Here is a 15,739-nt window from a genome sequence, read left to right as displayed (position 1 = left end):
TTCTGCATCCTGCCCCTTCGATAAATCCCTTGGGGGGTGCATATGTACGGCGTTGTCCGACGAGGTCGGGCACTCCCCCAAGCAACCAAACGATAATTCCTCTTATTCAAATTCCCCTGCCCTGTTAGACTTTGCGCCCTGTTTTGCTCGCCTTTCTGGATAACCGATGCCCTCGCTGCCTCTTCGCTTGTCTGCACTGCTACTGGCCCTGGGCCTGAGTGCCTGCGATGACGCCCCGCGGTTTACCGAGGCAGAACCCGGTGAAGCCCGCTCCGGGGGCGCAGCAACCGTGCGCAAGAGCGACCAGAACGCGTTTTCCCTGCCATCGGCCAATCTCTCGCCGACAAGGCGGCTGGATTTCAGTGTCGGCAACAGCTTTTTCCGCAGCCCGTGGGTCACCGCCCCCTCGACGACCACCGCCCGTGACGGCCTGGGCCCGCTGTTCAATACCAACGGCTGCCAGAATTGCCACATCAAGGACGGTCGTGGCCACCCTCCGGCGCCGGATGCCGAGAACTCGGTCTCGATGCTGGTGCGCCTGTCGATTCCCGATGCGCCGGCCTACGCCAAGCTGATCGAGCAGGTCGGAGTAGTCCCCGAGCCGGTCTACGGTGGGCAGTTCCAGGACATGGCGGTCCCCGGTGTCACACCGGAAGGCAAGGTCCGGGTCGAATACACCCCGGTGGTGGTGCAATTCAAGGACGGCAGCACCGTCGAACTGCGCAAGCCCAGCCTGCAGATCAGCCAACTGGGCTATGGCCCGATGCACCCGGACACACGGTTTTCCGCGCGGGTGGCCCCGCCGATGATCGGCCTCGGTCTGCTGGAAGCCATCCCCGATGCGGCGATCCTGGCCAATGCCGATCCGCAGGACAACAACCGTGACGGCATCAAGGGCCGGCCGAACCTGGTCTGGGACGACGCGCAGCAAAAAACCGTGCTGGGGCGTTTTGGCTGGAAAGCCGGGCAACCGAATCTCAATCAACAAAATATTCACGCGTTTTCTGGTGATATGGGCCTGACCACCAGCCTCAGGCCTTTCGATGACTGCACCGCAACCCAGACCGACTGCTTGCACGCGCCCAACGGCAATGGCCCCGATGGCGAGCCGGAAGTCAGCGACAACATCCTGCGCCTGGTGCTGTTCTACAGCCGCAACCTCGGCGTACCGGCCCGCCGCGACGTCAACGATGCCCAGGTGCTGGCCGGCAAGAACCTGTTTTTCCAGGCCGGCTGCCAGTCGTGCCACACACCCAAATTCACCACCGCCGCCACTGCCGCCGAACCCGAGTTGGCCAATCAAGTGATTCGCCCCTACAGCGATCTGCTGCTGCATGACATGGGTGAAGGCCTGGCGGATAACCGTACCGAGTTCCAGGCCTCCGGTCGCGACTGGCGCACCCCGCCACTGTGGGGCGTTGGCCTGACGCAGACGGTCAGCGGCCACACCCAGTTCCTGCATGACGGCCGCGCCCGCAACCTGCTCGAAGCCGTGCTCTGGCACGGTGGGGAAGCTTCAGCGGCGCAGCAACAGGTTTTAGCTTTCAGTGCCGAGCAGCGCGCGTCGCTGCTGGCCTTTTTGAATTCGCTTTGAACGCCTATCCCATTTGCTTTGCCCCATACACATAGGGAGCCCGACATGTTTCGTCCCAAGTTGTTGTTCACCAGCCTTGCCGCCCTCGCCCTCGGCGCCTGCGCGCCCCAGGACCCACAAGCGGTCACCTCGGCGGCCATCGCCAAGCAAGTGATCCTGCCGACCTACAGCCGTTGGGTCGACGCCGATCGCCAATTGGCGGTCAGCGCCCTGTCCTACTGCGAAGGCAAGTCTGACCTGGCCACCGCCCGCGCCGACTTCCTCCACGCACAAAAAGCCTGGGCCGAACTGCAGCCGTTGCTGGTCGGTCCGCTGGCCGAGGGCAACCGCTCCTGGCAGATCCAGTTCTGGCCGGACAAGAAGAACCTGGTCGGACGCCAGGTCGAGCAATTGCTTAGCGCCCAGCCGCAGATCGATGCCGCGGCACTGGCTAAATCCAGCGTGGTGGTCCAGGGCCTGTCGGCCTATGAGTACATTCTGTTCGACGCCAAGAGCAACGTTGCCGACGCCGCGCAGAAAGCCCGCTACTGCCCGCTGCTGACCGCCATTGGCGAACGGCAGAAACTGCTGGCCGAAGAAATCCTCGCCAGCTGGAACAGCACCGACGGCATGCTGGCGCAGATGACCAAGTTCCCCAACCAGCGGTACGCGGACTCCCACGAAGCCATCGCCGACCTGCTGCGCGCCCAAGTGACTGCGCTGGATACCCTGAAGAAAAAACTCGGCACGCCAATGGGCCGCCAGACCAAGGGCATTCCCCAACCGTTCCAGGCTGATGCCTGGCGTAGCCAGTCGTCGCTGCCTAGCCTGCGGGCCAGCCTCAGCGCCGCACAAACCGTCTGGGTTGGTGTCGACAACAAAGGCCTGCGTGGCCTGCTGCCCGCCGAGCAAAAGCCGTTGGCAGACAAGATCGACGCCGCCTATGCCGCGTCGCTGAAGCTGTTCGACAGCAACCAGAGCTCGCTGACCGAAATGCTCGGTGACGATGCCGGCCGCCAGCAACTCAACGATCTCTACGACAGCCTCAACGTCGTCCATCGCCTGCACGAAGGCGAACTGGCCAAGGCGCTGGGCATCCAACTGGGCTTCAACGCCAACGACGGTGACTGATGAGGGTTAGCTCCATGCTGCGACGCCAGGCTCTGACTTTCGGCAGTTTGTTGCTGGGCGCGGTGACGCTGGGCGGCTGGAAGCTGTTCAAGCAAAAGGACCACGGCCCTTTGCTGCTTTCAGCCCGCGATGACAGTGACGGCAAGCACTACGCCGTCGGCTATCGGCTGGACGGCACTCGAGTGTTCGCCACCGAAGTCGGCCAGCGCTGCCACGACATCATCAATCACCCCGAGCTGCCGATCGCCCTGTTCGTCGCCCGGCGACCGGGGACCGAAAGCTACCTGGTGGACCTGCGCGACGGCAGGTTGCTGCAAACCGTGGTTTCGCAAGCGAACCGGCACTTCTACGGCCACGCGGTAATCCACAAGGATGGCGAGTGGCTGTACGCCACCGAAAACGACACCACCGACCCGGGCCGCGGCCTGCTCGGAGTGTACCGTTTCGAGGGCGAGCGCCTGGTGCACAGCGGCGAGATTTCCACCCATGGCATCGGCCCGCACCAGGTCTCCTGGATGCCCGACGGTGAAACCCTGGTGGTGGCCAACGGCGGGATTCGCACCGAGGCCGAAAGCCGGGTCGAAATGAACCTCGACGCCATGGCACCCAGCCTGGTGCTGATGCAGCGCGACGGCACCCTGCTGAGCAAGGAAACCCTGGCCCAGCAGATGAACAGCGTGCGGCATATGGGCATCGCCAGCGATGGCACCATCGTCACTGGCCAGCAATTCATGGGCGCCGCCCACGAGTCGTCCGAACTGCTGGCCATCAAGCGTCCCGGCCAGCCCTTCGTCGCCTTCCCGGTCGATGAGCACCAGTTGCAAGCCATGGGGCACTACACCGCCAGTGTCGCGGTCCACAGTGAACTGCGCCTGGTGGCGTTGACCGCGCCACGGGGCAACCGGTTTTTCATCTGGGACCTGGACAGCGGCGAAGTGCAGCTTGATGCCCCGCTGCCCGATTGCGCCGGGGTCGGCGCGGTAGCCGATGGTTTTGTCGTGACCTCGGGCCAGGGTCGTTGCCGTTTTTATGATTGCCGCAAGGCACCGCTGATGGCCCAGCCCCTGGAATTGCCGGCAGGGCTCTGGGACAACCATTTGCATTTGGTCTGATGCCTACAGCGGTCAGGGCTGACCCGACACATATGGAATCACAGGCACACAGGGAGTAATGTGCCGCCTGTCTCGCCTGATTTTTTTCCAAGGAAGTGGAATATGCTGCGTCGCCGCATGCTGATCATGTTGGGGGTTGTGCTGTTGATCGTGCTGATGCTGGGGGGCTACAAGGCCTTCTCCATCTATCAGATGATCCAGACCTTCGCTGCGCCAAAGCCGCCGGAGAGCGTCGCCGTGGCCAGCGCCAGCGAACGTCCGTGGCAGGTTCGCCTGCCCACCGTGGGCACCCTCAAGGCGCTGCAGGGGGTCGACCTGAGCCTGGAGGTCGCCGGTACCGTTACCGACGTGCAGTTCCAATCCGGGCAACAGGTCAAGGTCGGGCAGCCGCTCATCCAGCTCGACAGCGCCGTCGAAAGCGCCCTGCTGGAGACCGCCAAGGCCGACCTCGGCCTGGCGCAACTGGACTACGGCCGCGGCAGCCAACTGGTGGGCAGCAGCGCTATTTCCAAGGGTGAGTTCGACCGCCTCAGCGCGCAACTGGCCAAGAACAAGGCCACGGTCAATCAACTCAAGGCCTCGCTGGCGAAAAAGCACATTGTCGCGCCCTTCAGCGGCACCATCGGCATTCGCCAGGTCGACGTCGGCGACTATCTCGCCAGCGGCACGGTGATCGCCACCCTGCAAGACCTCAGCAGCCTGTATGTGGACTTCTACGTACCGGAACAGGTGCTGCCGAAGATCGCCAAGGGCCAGCCAGTCAACGTTGGCGTCTCCGCCTACACCGGACAGACCTTCCCCGGCACCATCAGCGCCATCAACCCCAAGGTCGAGAACAGCACCCGTAACGTGCTGGTGCGCGCCACCCTGGCCAACCCCGATGGCAAATTGCTGCCGGGCATGTTCGCCAGCCTGCAGGTGCTGATGCCGGACCCGGAGGCAAAAATCGTGGTCCCGGAAAGTGCAGTGACCTACACCCTGTATGGCAACTCGCTGTACGTCGTCGCGCAGAAAAAGGACGCCGAGGGCAATCTCGAAAAAGACCACGAGGACAAGCCAGTGCTGGTCGCCGAACGGCGGTTCATCGAAACCGGCGAACGCCGGGATGGCCTGGTTCTGATCAACAAAGGCGTGAAGGACGGCGAGCAGGTCATCAGCGCCGGGCAGATCAAACTCGAAAACGGCATGCACATCGTCATCAGCCCGGACAAAAACCTGCCGGCCGAACAGAACAGCCAGCCACGCGCTGACTGATCAAGGAATCCCCATGGCTTTTACCGACCCGTTCATCCGTCGCCCGGTGCTCGCTACCGTGGTCAGCCTGTTGATCGTGCTGCTGGGCTTCCAGGCCTGGAGCAAGCTGCCGCTGCGCCAGTATCCACAGATGGAGAACGCGCTGATCACGGTCACCACCGCGTACCCCGGGGCCAACGCCGAGACCATCCAGGGCTACATCACCCAGCCCCTGCAACAGAGCCTGGCCAGTGCCGAAGGCATCGACTACATGACCTCGGTCAGCCGCCAGAACTTCTCGGTGATCTCGATCTACGCGCGCATCGGCTCCAACAGCGACCGGTTGTTCACCGAGTTGCTGGCCAAGGCCAACGAGGTCAAGAACAAGCTGCCACAAGACGCCGAAGACCCGGTGCTGAGCAAGGAGGCGGCGGACGCCTCGGTACTGATGTACATCAGCTTCTTCAGCAAGGAATTGAATAACCCGCAGATCACCGACTATCTGTCGCGTGTGATCCAGCCCAAGCTCGCGACCCTGCCCGGCATGGCTGAAGCCGAAATCCTCGGCAACCAGGTCTTTGCCATGCGCCTGTGGCTAGACCCGGTCAAGCTTGCCGGTTTTGGCCTGAGCGCCAGCGACGTGACCAGCGCGGTGCGCCAGTACAACTTTCTGTCGGCCGCCGGTGAGGTCAAGGGCGAGTACGTGGTCACCAGCGTCAACGCCAACACCGAACTGAAAACCGCCGAAGCCTTCGGCCAGATCCCGCTGAAAGTCGATGGCGACAGCCGGGTGCTGCTCAGCGACGTGGCCCGCGTGGAAATGGGCGCGGAGAACTACGACACCATCAGTTCGTTCGGCGGCACGCCCTCGGTGTACATCGGGATCAAGCCAACACCCGGGGCCAACCCGCTGGACGTGATCAAGGAGGTGCGCAAGCTGATGCCGGAGCTGGAGTCCCAGCTACCGCCCAACCTCAAGGCGGAAATCGCCTACGACGCCACGCTGTTTATCCAGGCTTCGATCGACGAGGTGGTGAAAACCCTGTTCGAAGCCGTACTGATCGTGATTGTCGTGGTGTTCCTGTTCCTCGGTGCCTTGCGTTCGGTGGTGATCCCGGTGGTGACCATTCCGCTGTCGATGATCGGCGTGATGTTCTTCATGCAACTGATGGGCTACTCGATCAACCTGCTGACCCTGCTGGCCATGGTGCTGGCCATCGGCCTGGTGGTGGATGACGCCATCGTCGTGGTGGAGAACATCCATCGCCATATCGAGGAAGGCAAGACCCCGCTGGACGCTGCGCTCGAAGGCGCGCGGGAAATCGCCATGCCGGTGGTCTCGATGACCATCACCCTGGCCGCCGTGTATGCGCCGATCGGTTTCCTGACGGGTCTGACCGGGGCGCTGTTCAAGGAGTTCGCCCTGACCCTGGCGGGCGCCGTGGTGATCTCCGGCATCGTCGCCCTGACCCTGTCGCCCATGATGTGCGCCCTGCTCCTGCGCCACGATCCGAACCCGTCCGGGCTGGCCCACCGCCTCGACCAGTTGTTCGACAGGCTCAAGCGGCGTTACCAGAGCATGTTGCACGGCACCCTCAACACCCGGCCGGTGGTGCTGGTGTTCGCGGTGATCGTGCTGTGCCTGATTCCGGTGTTGCTCAAGTTCAGCAAGTCGGAACTGGCGCCGGACGAAGACCAGGGCATCATTTTCATGATGGCCAATGCCCCGCAGCCGACCAACCTCGAGTACCTGAATTCCTATACCGACGAATTCATCACCATTTTCAAAGAGTTCCCCGAGTACTACTCCTCCTTCCAGATCAACGGCTTCAACGGCGTGCAATCGGGGATCGGCGGCTTCCTGCTCAAGCCATGGAACGAGCGCAGCCGGACCCAGATGGAGATCCTGCCGGAGGTCCAGAGCAAGCTGTCACGCATCCCCGGGCTGCAGATCTTCGGTTTTAACCTGCCCTCGCTGCCCGGCACCGGGGAAGGCTTGCCCTTCCAGTTCGTGATCAACACCGCCAATGACTACGAGTCGCTGCTGGCGGTGGTCGACCGGGTGAAAAAACGCGCGCTGGAGTCCGGCAAGTTCGCCTTCGTCGATATCGACCTGGCCTTCGACAAGCCGGAAGTGGTGGTCGACATCGACCGCGCCAAGGCCGCCCAGATGGGCGTGTCCATGCTCGACCTGGGCACGACCTTGGCGACCTTGCTGGCCGAGGCTGAAATCAACCGGTTCACCATCGAAGGTCGCAGCTACAAGGTGATCGCCCAAGTGGAGCGGGCCTATCGCGATAACCCGGACTGGCTGAACAACTATTACGTGAAGAATGCCCAGGGCGAACTGCTTGCCCTGTCGACCCTGATCACGGTCAAGGACCGGGCCCGTCCGCGGCAACTGAACCAGTTCCAGCAACTGAACTCGGCGATCCTCTCGGGCTTCCCGGTGGTCAGCATGGGCGAGGCGATTGAAACCGTGCACCAGATCGCCCTGGAAGAAGCGCCGCCGGGCTATGCGTTCGATTACGCCGGCGCCTCCCGCCAGTTCGTGCAGGAAGGCAGTGCGTTGTGGGTGACCTTTGCCCTGGCGCTGGCGATCATTTTCCTGGTGCTGGCTGCGCAGTTCGAGAGCTTCCGCGATCCGCTGGTGATCCTGGTGACCGTGCCGCTGTCGATCTGCGGTGCGTTGATCCCGCTGTTCCTGGGCTGGTCGAGCATGAACATCTATACCCAGGTGGGGCTGGTGACCCTGATCGGGCTGATCAGCAAGCACGGGATCCTGATCGTCGAATTTGCCAACCAGTTGCGCAAGGACAAGGGCCTGTCACCACGCGAGGCGGTCGAGGAAGCCGCCGCTATCCGCCTGCGTCCGGTACTGATGACCACCGCGGCCATGGTGTTCGGCATGCTGCCGTTGATCATTGCCACAGGTGCCGGGGCCGTCAGCCGGTTTGATATCGGTATGGTGATTGCCACCGGGATGTCCATCGGCACCCTGTTCACCCTGTTTGTGCTGCCCTGCGTCTACACCCTGCTGGCCAAACCGGACAAGGCCCCCGAACCCACGTGAGCGGGAATCAGACACACATAAAAAAGGCCTCGCAATTGCGAGGCCTTTTATTTGGGCTTCATCGTTTTCAACTTTGCGGTCTCATTCCCTGGGCCATGCCGAACATGAACAACAGCAGATCATTATCGGGATGGACTGCCGCGGTGGCTTTCGCCACCCGTGGCAATGGGCAATGCGCGTCACCATGCGCAGCACTGAGGACCTGCGTGCGGGGCTGCTCCCAAGCCGCCACCGCCAATGAAGCAACTGCCAAGGCTCCTATTAGAAACAAACCTCGAGCAATTTCTAGTTTCATCGCTATAAACCTTTGATAGCGCTGCCAAACGCCGTCTTATAAAAATAGACGAGTTTGTCCCAATCTGCCGCGTTCCACGACGAGTGGCGACGCAACTGCTTCATGTCGTGAGCCGCCGCCTGGGTGCTCAACAGACGCTGTCGGCACTTCTCCAGATCCAGCAGTGCGATCTCGGCCTTGGCCGTTGGCCCCTCACCGGTCACCCGGACAAAAATGTGCTTGATGTACAAGCAGCTGTGTTGCCAACGCCCCTTGTGCATGCGCGCCAGGTTCTGCGCGAGGTCCTGCAGAACCTGCTCATGGAAGGCCTCGCCGTGACGTTCGCGACCGCCACTGGCGTACCAGTCTTCGATCTCGACAAAGCCGTCCAGTGACTGAGTCACCAGCAGCGCTCGCCACTGATGCACCGGATCGCGCTGCGCACCACAGAAGACGATCTGCGGTACCCGCACGTTGAGTTTGTGCAGCCCCGTCAGCGCATCCAGCTCGCGCAGCACAGTAGGGCGCCCGAAAGGGTGCAACCAGCTACGGTAGATATGCCCGGTCTGGCGCTTGGCATACAGCAGTTGGCCATTAGGTGCATGGATACGTTGGACGCCACTTTCCCCACCACGCCGGACGTTGGGTTCTTCTACCCATTCGCCACGCTGGCTCCAGAAGTAATCAAAGCGATCTTCAGGCGCGTCCTGCGCATCCGAAACCTGTTGAACTGCCATGCTGTTACCTCTTTCGCAAAATATAAACGCGCCACATGGCGTAGAGCGGAATGAAGTCCAAATGTTCCTGAACACGGAAACCGGCTTGCTCAAATTCGGCTTCTACCGTAGCGGCCGGTAACACAAAGCGGTTCTGGTAACCCTCCTGCGCACGTTCTTTTTCAGCACGCTTACGTTTCCAGGCCTTGAAATTGCCGTCGACCCACAACGACAGGATGACGCTGTCACGGGTGACCCGCTGGAATTCGCGCAAGATAGCCAGGCGATGCTCGGCCTCGCCGATGTGGTGAAGCAAACGCATGCAGAAAATGCTGTCTACGGAATTGTCGGGCAGCGCGATGTCGAATGCAGAGGTCTGCAAAGGTCGTACCCGTTCCACCACATTGGCCGGTTGGGCCTGGGTGGCGATCTTGACCATCGAGGCAGAGTTGTCGGCACCAATGATCACCCGGTTGGATTTTTCCGCCAGCATCGGCCAGAAACGACCGGCACCACAGGGCAGGTCAAGGACCAGGCCCGGCTCACCGACACGCTTGAGTGCGGTGCGCGCCAGTTGCAAATCACGCTTGTGCGACAGTTGACGGCCAAGACCGTCCTTGTGCTTGCGCAGATAACGCTGGGCGTGTTCGTCGTCGTACTTCTCGGAAAATTCGAGTTTGATCGGGTCGTCCATCATCAATGTCTCCAGAACTGATGACAGCCACCTTAGGGAGCAGGGTGTGAGTTTCAGGTCATCCAGTTGTGAAAATTTCGTTAGGAAAAGCCCTTAAGTATTACAGAATTTTACACCTTCGATTTCAGTATGCACCCACGCCAACGTAAGAAAAAGCCTACAGACCCCGCCGCCGCAGGGCCTCAGTCGCTCATCCGGCACAGTTCGACCTGGAACCGGCAACCGCTCGGCTCTCGGGTAGTGAGGCTGACGCTCCAGCCCTGGTTTTCACAAATTCGCTGTACCAGCGACAGGCCCAGTCCCAGGCCTTCGCCGCGATTTTCCGTGCCACGGACAAAGGGCTCGAACATCGCCTCGCGTTTTTCCTCGGGAATGCCCACCCCGCTGTCCTCCACCAGGAACCCGTTGGGCAGCAGGGTCAGGCGGATAAAACCGCTGTCGGTGTAGTGCAGCGCATTACGCAACAGGTTACCCATGACTGCGTGCAGCAAAGTCGCGTTGTAGCGCATCGGCAGCGGCTGGCCGGGTTCATGGATCAATTGCAGGCCCTTGGCTTCAATAGGCTCGCGCCACAAGCCGAGCAGATCCTCGGCCACCTGCTGCAAGGTCACCTGCGGCGACATGCCTGCTGCTTCATGCTGGGCCCGGGCGAGCATCAGGAAGGTCTGGACCAGCTCGCGCATCTCCTCGCAGGCACGTGCAATGCGCTCGACCTGGGCGCGACCGCGCTGGTCGATACCGGGGTTTTCCAGCAGCAGTTCGCAGGAACTGGCGAGGACCATCAAAGGTGTGCGCAGCTCATGGCTGACGTCGCTGGTAAACAATCGCTCGCGGTTCAATGCCTTACGCAGCCGGCCCAAGGTGGCATCGAAGGCCACTGCCAACTCGCCGACTTCATCGGCGGCATAGTCCGGGGCCAGGGGTGGGGCCAGGCCAAGCAGTTGATCGCGGTGCCGGACCTGACGGGCCAGGCGCACCACCGGCGCCATCACCTTGCGCGCCAGGACCCAGCCGAGGAACACCGCCAGCGCCAGGCTCAATACGAAGCCGACCAGCACCACGGCAAACAGCACGCGCTCGCGTTCCTCGAAATCGCTCTGGTCCTGCAGCAGCACGTAATGCCGGCCGTCGACGATTTCCACCATCGCGTGGTACGACAAATGCTCGCGAAACACTTCGTGGAAACCCGCATCCAAGTGGCGCAAGTCCTTGGGTAATTCGAAGTCACCCGGGCCGCCACTGAAATAGAACAACTGGTCGGGCTCCGGCCGGTGGCTCCACTCGGACATGTTGTCCATCAACAGCAAACGCTGGAGGTCGCCTCCGAGGCCGGCGGAAATCAGTTTTTCTTCGACCAGGTGCACGGTGGCCACGATGCCCATGGCAAATGCCCCCGCCACCAGCGCACTCATCAGCGCAAAGGCGATGATGATCCGCTGGGCAAGGCTCTGTCTAAACTCCATCACGTCCCTCGGCCAAGCGATAACCGACACCATGCACGGTCTGCAGCAACGGCTTGGCAAACGGTTTGTCGATCACCTGGCGCAACTGGTGGACATGACTGCGCAGGCTGTCGCTGTCCGGGCAATCATCGCCCCACAAGGCTTCTTCGAGAATTTCGCGGCGCAGCACATGGGGGCTCTTCTGCATCAGCACCGCCAGCAGCTTGAGGCCGACCGGGTTGAGTTTCAGCAGGCGCCCTTCGCGGGTAACTTCGAGCGTGTCCAGGTCATAACTGAGGTCGCCGACCTGCAAGGCACGCCGCCCCCCGCCCTGGGTGCGGCGCATCACTGCTTCGATGCGCGCGGCCAGTTCGGACAGGGCAAAGGGTTTGATCAGGTAGTCGTCGGCGCCGGACTTGAAGCCCTGCAGCCGGTCATCCAATTGGTCACGGGCGGTGAGCATGATCACCGGAGTATCACGCCGGGCATCTTCGCGCAGGCGCTTGCACAGGGTGTAGCCGTCGATGCCGGGCAGCATGATGTCGAGCACGATCAGGTCGTAATGCTCGGTGGCCGCCAGGTGCAGACCCGACAAGCCGTCCTGCGCGCAATCCACGGTATAGCCTTTGAGCCCCAGGTAATCCGCCAGGTTGGCAAGGATATCGCGGTTGTCTTCAACCAATAGAATTCGCATGGGTATTTGCTCCGTACACAGTAACGGCCGTCTTGGCTCGCGCAGCTTAAGGCCAAGCGGGGTTCAGGGCCAGAGTTGTCTGCCGGGGCAAACTCGGGCAAAAACCACTCACGAATTTTTCACCCGCTATTCACACCAGGCCTACGCGAGCGGGCCCAGACTGCTGCGCTGCTTGCTGCTGGACCAATCCACACCCTCAGGATCGCCCGATGTCACTGACCCTTTCGCGCCCCGCCTCCCGCCCCTTGAATGCATGGCTCTGCCTGGGGATCCCCGCCGTCGTGGCGACCGCTCTGCTGCTGCTTGAGCTGACGTCCCTGGACATGAGCCTGGCCCAACTGTTCTACGACCCCGACGCTGGAGGGTTTATCGGTCGCCACAGCTACTTCCTGGAAAACATCCTGCATGACCGGGCCAAGCAAGTGGTCATCGCCTTCTCGGTGCTGGCGGTGATCGGGTTTGCCGGTTCGTTCTTCGTCGCTCGGCTCAAGCCGTTCAAGCGCGAACTGGGCTGCCTGGTGCTGTCGCTGGGCCTGGCCACGGCGTTTGTCACGCCGGTCAAGGCCGTGACCGCCGTACAGTGCCCGTGGAGCCTGAAGGAGTTCGGTGGCAAGGAAACCTACAGCGAACTGCTCAGCCCACGCCCAGCCACTGACAAACCGGGACGTTGCTGGCCCGGCGGTCATGCAGCCACCGGGTTTGCCTTGTTTGCGCTGTTTTTCGTGTTGCGCGACCGGCGCCCGAAACTGGCCCGCGCGGCCTTTCTCTTTGCGTTTGGGCTGGGCACGGTATTTTCCGTCAGCCGCATGATGCAGGGCGCACACTTTTTCTCGCACAACGTATGGACGGCGGTGTTTTGCTGGCTGATTTGCCTGGGCGCGTATTACTACGTGCTGTATCGACCGGCGAGCAAGGTCGAGCCGGCCGGCAAGGCCCAGGCCGTCAACGCCTGATAAGAGGGGCAATAAAAAACCCCGCCGGCTTGCGCAGGCGGGGTTTTTTACAGGTGTAGCTCGTACGGGGTAAGGCTGGCTTACATCATGCCGCCCATGCCGCCCATACCGCCCATGTCTGGCATACCGCCGCCAGCTGGTGCGTCTTCCTTGATCTCAGCGATCATGGCTTCGGTGGTGATCATCAGGCTGGCAATCGACGAAGCCGCTTGCAGAGCCGAACGAGTCACTTTGGCCGGGTCCAGGATACCCATTTCGATCATGTCGCCGTATTCGCCGGTCGCTGCGTTGTAACCGAAGTTACCCGAGCCTTGCTTGACCTTGTCGACTACTACGCTTGGCTCGTCGCCGGAGTTGGCAACGATCTGGCGCAGTGGTGCTTCAACGGCGCGACGCAGCAGAGCGATACCGACGTCCTGATCGGCGTTGTCGCCTTTCAGTTCGCTGATGGCTTGCAGGGCGCGAACCAGTGCCACGCCACCGCCAGGTACCACGCCTTCTTCAACGGCTGCACGGGTAGCGTGCAGGGCGTCTTCAACGCGGGCTTTCTTCTCTTTCATTTCAACTTCGGAGCCAGCGCCAACCTTGATCACTGCAACGCCGCCGGACAGCTTGGCCAGGCGCTCTTGCAGTTTTTCACGGTCGTAGTCGGACGAAGTGTCAGCCACTTGCTGGCGGATCTGCAGAACGCGAGCCTGGATGTCAGCCTCAACGCCAGCGCCGTCGATCACGGTGGTGTTTTCTTTGGACAGGATCACGCGCTTGGCATTACCCAGGTGTTCCAGGGTAGTGCTTTCCAGGCTCAGACCGATCTCTTCGGAGATAACGGTACCGCCGGTCAGGACGGCGATGTCCTGCAGCATGGCCTTGCGACGGTCGCCGAAGCCTGGAGCCTTGACGGCTGCGACTTTAACGATGCCACGCATGTTGTTCACAACCAGAGTCGCCAGGGCTTCGCCTTCAACGTCTTCGGCCACGATCAGCAGTGGACGGCCGGCTTTGGCAACGGCTTCCAGGACTGGCAGCATTTCGCGGATGTTCGAGATCTTTTTGTCGACCAGCAGGATCAGCGGACCGTCCAGCTCGGCAGTCATGGTCTCTGGCTTGTTGACGAAGTACGGGGACAGGTAGCCACGGTCGAACTGCATGCCTTCAACAACCGACAGTTCGTTTTCCAGGCCCGAGCCTTCTTCAACGGTGATCACGCCTTCTTTACCGACTTTTTCCATGGCTTCGGCAATGATGTCGCCGATGGAGCTGTCGGAGTTGGCCGAGATGGTGCCGACCTGAGCGATGGCCTTGGTGTCAGCGCAAGGCTTGGACAGGGACTTCAGCTCTTTGACGATCGCGATGGTCGCTTTGTCGATACCGCGCTTGAGGTCCATCGGGTTCATGCCGGCAGCGACGGCTTTCAGGCCTTCGTTGACGATCGATTGAGCCAGAACGGTAGCGGTAGTGGTGCCGTCGCCTGCGTCATCGTTGGCACGGGAGGCAACGTCTTTGACCAGCTGCGCGCCCATGTTTTCGAAGCGATCTTTCAGCTCGATTTCTTTGGCAACGGAAACGCCGTCCTTGGTGATGGTCGGAGCGCCGAAGCTCTTCTCGATGATCACGTTACGGCCTTTAGGGCCCAGGGTCGCTTTTACTGCGTCAGCCAGGACGTTAACACCGGCGAGCATTTTCTTACGGGCGGAATCGCCGAATTTAACTTCTTTAGCAGCCATGATCGATATTCCTTAAATACTTGAGTAGTCGCGGGAAAATGAACGAGGGGTCTTAGCCTTCGATAACAGCGAGAATCTCGTTCTCAGCCATTACCAACAGGTCTTCGCCGTCGACTTTCACGGTGTTGCTGCCCGAGTACGGGCCGAACACAACCTTGTCACCCACTTTCACGGCCAGCGCACGCACTTCACCGTTGTCCAGCACGCGGCCGGTACCCACAGCGAGGATCTCGCCGCTGTTGGCTTTTTCAGCAGCCGAACCTGGCAGAACGATACCGCCGGCGGTTTTCTTTTCTTCTTCGCTGCGACGGATGACGACGCGGTCATGCAGAGGACGAAGCTTCATTGTCGATCTCTCCTAATTGTAGTTTCAGCGGCCGGTGTAGTCCCGGCGGGGTTAATTTCCGGCGGTGCCGGTTGCGACTCATCGAGTGAGTCGCGGAAGTCTGTCTGGTGAGCATCACCAGAAACCTTGCGGTGACCGTTACATAAGGGCGCGCAAGCTTATTACAAGGGCAGCACAGCGAAATTTTTTACTTCAGTGGCCGCCGAAACGCACACGGCACCCGCAGGTGCCGTGTCGATGTTGCAGTTACTTGGAGTCGCGGTGTTCGAACTCGCCTTCGATCACGTTCGGCTCGCGGCCCAAAGGCTCACGCGGAACCGGGCCGCCACGCGGTTGCAGGTCGTCGGCGAAGGCACGCTGGCGAATCGCCTGCTCTTCGGCGCGCTGGCGCATTTTATTGGCCAGCAGGCGACGGGTCAGCGGCAGCATCATGATCAGGCCCAGCACGCTGCTGACAAAACCCGGCACGATCAACAGACCGCCACCCAGGGCCAGCATCAGGCCTTCGATCATGGTCTGCGCGGGCAACTCGCCCCGGTTCAGGCTTTCACGGGCCCGCAATGCGGTCGCCAGGCCGGCGATACGCAGCACGAACACGCCGAGCATCGAGCCGAGAATAATCAACAGCAGTGCCGGGAAAAACCCGATAGCAGCGCTGACCTTGACGAATACGAACAGCTCCAGCACCGGAAACAGCAGAAAGAGCAATAAGAAAGGGCGCATCAAATGGTTCCTCAACGCAAGAATGCCTTGCAAGTAAGCCTTAGATGACGT

14 protein-coding genes are annotated in these 15,739 nt (G+C 61.3%); 6 read left to right on the top strand and 8 right to left on the bottom strand.

Translation table 11 applies throughout. The features are described from left to right. Positions 1-166 precede the first annotated feature (166 nt). The 5 genes from ACIOVD_RS04340 to ACIOVD_RS04320 all read left to right on the top strand — a co-directional run bounded on the left by ACIOVD_RS04340 (position 167) and on the right by ACIOVD_RS04320 (position 8,122). Positions 167-1,594, top strand: a complete 1,428-nt coding sequence (locus tag ACIOVD_RS04340; RefSeq protein WP_401126321.1) for a di-heme oxidoredictase family protein — start codon at positions 167-169, stop codon at positions 1,592-1,594. A gap of 45 nt (positions 1,595-1,639) precedes the next feature. Next, positions 1,640-2,704: an imelysin family protein gene (locus tag ACIOVD_RS04335; RefSeq protein ID WP_095165873.1), complete on the top strand. Its 1,065-nt coding sequence runs from the start codon at positions 1,640-1,642 to the stop codon at positions 2,702-2,704. Positions 2,705-2,718: 14 nt separating this feature from the next. Then, positions 2,719-3,816: a DUF1513 domain-containing protein gene (locus ACIOVD_RS04330; RefSeq protein WP_095165875.1), complete on the top strand. Its 1,098-nt coding sequence runs from the start codon at positions 2,719-2,721 to the stop codon at positions 3,814-3,816. Between the two features lie 102 nt (positions 3,817-3,918). Further along, entirely contained in the window at positions 3,919-5,070 is a 1,152-nt protein-coding gene (locus tag ACIOVD_RS04325; RefSeq protein WP_401126318.1) for an efflux RND transporter periplasmic adaptor subunit, read from the top strand. Between the two features lie 13 nt (positions 5,071-5,083). Further along, a complete protein-coding gene (locus tag ACIOVD_RS04320) occupies positions 5,084-8,122 on the top strand; it encodes a multidrug efflux RND transporter permease subunit (protein ID WP_095165878.1) in 3,039 nt (1,012 codons plus the stop codon). 67 nt (positions 8,123-8,189) lie between these two features. On the opposite strand, the gene ACIOVD_RS04315 is transcribed toward ACIOVD_RS04320, so the two are convergent. The 5 genes from ACIOVD_RS04315 to colR form a co-directional block, all read right to left on the bottom strand. Beyond that, on the bottom strand, positions 8,190-8,417 hold the full coding sequence (locus ACIOVD_RS04315; RefSeq protein WP_095165880.1) for a hypothetical protein: 228 nt from the start codon (positions 8,415-8,417) through the stop codon (positions 8,190-8,192). A gap of 2 nt (positions 8,418-8,419) precedes the next feature. Continuing rightward, positions 8,420-9,133 carry a lipopolysaccharide kinase InaA family protein gene (locus ACIOVD_RS04310; RefSeq protein ID WP_159997705.1) on the bottom strand — a complete coding sequence of 238 codons (714 nt, stop codon included), beginning with the start codon at positions 9,131-9,133 and terminating at the stop codon, positions 8,420-8,422. A 4-nt stretch (positions 9,134-9,137) separates the two neighbouring features. Then, positions 9,138-9,806, bottom strand: a complete 669-nt coding sequence (locus ACIOVD_RS04305; RefSeq protein WP_095166136.1) for a class I SAM-dependent methyltransferase — start codon at positions 9,804-9,806, stop codon at positions 9,138-9,140. A gap of 182 nt (positions 9,807-9,988) precedes the next feature. After that, entirely contained in the window at positions 9,989-11,269 is a 1,281-nt protein-coding gene (locus tag ACIOVD_RS04300; protein WP_320332924.1) for a HAMP domain-containing sensor histidine kinase, read from the bottom strand. Continuing rightward, positions 11,259-11,942, bottom strand: coding sequence for a two-component system response regulator ColR (colR, locus tag ACIOVD_RS04295; RefSeq protein ID WP_027619748.1), 684 nt, complete (start codon positions 11,940-11,942; stop codon positions 11,259-11,261). The genes ACIOVD_RS04300 and colR overlap by 11 nt, the downstream gene beginning before the upstream one ends. A gap of 209 nt (positions 11,943-12,151) precedes the next feature. On the opposite strand from colR, the gene ACIOVD_RS04290 reads away from it, so the two are divergent. Then, positions 12,152-12,895 carry a phosphatase PAP2 family protein gene (locus ACIOVD_RS04290; RefSeq protein WP_401126314.1) on the top strand — a complete coding sequence of 248 codons (744 nt, stop codon included), beginning with the start codon at positions 12,152-12,154 and terminating at the stop codon, positions 12,893-12,895. An 80-nt stretch (positions 12,896-12,975) separates the two neighbouring features. On the opposite strand, the gene groL is transcribed toward ACIOVD_RS04290, so the two are convergent. The 3 genes from groL to ACIOVD_RS04275 form a co-directional block, all read right to left on the bottom strand. After that, positions 12,976-14,619: a chaperonin GroEL gene (gene groL, locus ACIOVD_RS04285; protein ID WP_095165887.1), complete on the bottom strand. Its 1,644-nt coding sequence runs from the start codon at positions 14,617-14,619 to the stop codon at positions 12,976-12,978. Between the two features lie 52 nt (positions 14,620-14,671). Beyond that, positions 14,672-14,965 (bottom strand): co-chaperone GroES, encoded by a 294-nt coding sequence (locus ACIOVD_RS04280; RefSeq protein WP_019827816.1) that lies wholly within the window; start codon positions 14,963-14,965, stop codon positions 14,672-14,674. Between the two features lie 246 nt (positions 14,966-15,211). Then, positions 15,212-15,688, bottom strand: a complete 477-nt coding sequence (locus ACIOVD_RS04275) for an FxsA family protein (RefSeq protein ID WP_095165889.1) — start codon at positions 15,686-15,688, stop codon at positions 15,212-15,214. Between the last annotated feature and the right edge of the window lie 51 nt (positions 15,689-15,739).

Source organism: Pseudomonas sp. NPDC087626 (assembly GCF_044743405.1).
Taxonomy (GTDB): Bacteria; Pseudomonadota; Gammaproteobacteria; order Pseudomonadales; family Pseudomonadaceae; genus Aquipseudomonas.
This window is presented reverse-complemented; position numbering and strand designations above follow the sequence as displayed.

Bases quoted from the DNA above. Each gene is read 5' to 3' on its own strand.
- ACIOVD_RS04290 (WP_401126314.1), top strand. From the start codon at position 12,152: ATGTCACTGACCCTTTCGCGCCCCGCCTCCCGCCCCTTGAATGCATGG.
- colR (WP_027619748.1), bottom strand. From the start codon at position 11,942: ATGCGAATTCTATTGGTTGAAGACAACCGCGATATCCTTGCCAACCTG.
- ACIOVD_RS04335 (WP_095165873.1), top strand. From the start codon at position 1,640: ATGTTTCGTCCCAAGTTGTTGTTCACCAGCCTTGCCGCCCTCGCCCTC.
- ACIOVD_RS04340 (WP_401126321.1), top strand. From the start codon at position 167: ATGCCCTCGCTGCCTCTTCGCTTGTCTGCACTGCTACTGGCCCTGGGC.
- ACIOVD_RS04315 (WP_095165880.1), bottom strand. From the start codon at position 8,417: ATGAAACTAGAAATTGCTCGAGGTTTGTTTCTAATAGGAGCCTTGGCA.
- ACIOVD_RS04280 (WP_019827816.1), bottom strand. From the start codon at position 14,965: ATGAAGCTTCGTCCTCTGCATGACCGCGTCGTCATCCGTCGCAGCGAA.
- ACIOVD_RS04330 (WP_095165875.1), top strand. From the start codon at position 2,719: ATGCTGCGACGCCAGGCTCTGACTTTCGGCAGTTTGTTGCTGGGCGCG.
- ACIOVD_RS04325 (WP_401126318.1), top strand. From the start codon at position 3,919: ATGCTGCGTCGCCGCATGCTGATCATGTTGGGGGTTGTGCTGTTGATC.
- ACIOVD_RS04305 (WP_095166136.1), bottom strand. From the start codon at position 9,806: ATGGACGACCCGATCAAACTCGAATTTTCCGAGAAGTACGACGACGAA.
- groL (WP_095165887.1), bottom strand. From the start codon at position 14,619: ATGGCTGCTAAAGAAGTTAAATTCGGCGATTCCGCCCGTAAGAAAATG.
- ACIOVD_RS04320 (WP_095165878.1), top strand. From the start codon at position 5,084: ATGGCTTTTACCGACCCGTTCATCCGTCGCCCGGTGCTCGCTACCGTG.
- ACIOVD_RS04310 (WP_159997705.1), bottom strand. From the start codon at position 9,133: ATGGCAGTTCAACAGGTTTCGGATGCGCAGGACGCGCCTGAAGATCGC.
- ACIOVD_RS04275 (WP_095165889.1), bottom strand. From the start codon at position 15,688: ATGCGCCCTTTCTTATTGCTCTTTCTGCTGTTTCCGGTGCTGGAGCTG.
- ACIOVD_RS04300 (WP_320332924.1), bottom strand. From the start codon at position 11,269: ATGGAGTTTAGACAGAGCCTTGCCCAGCGGATCATCATCGCCTTTGCG.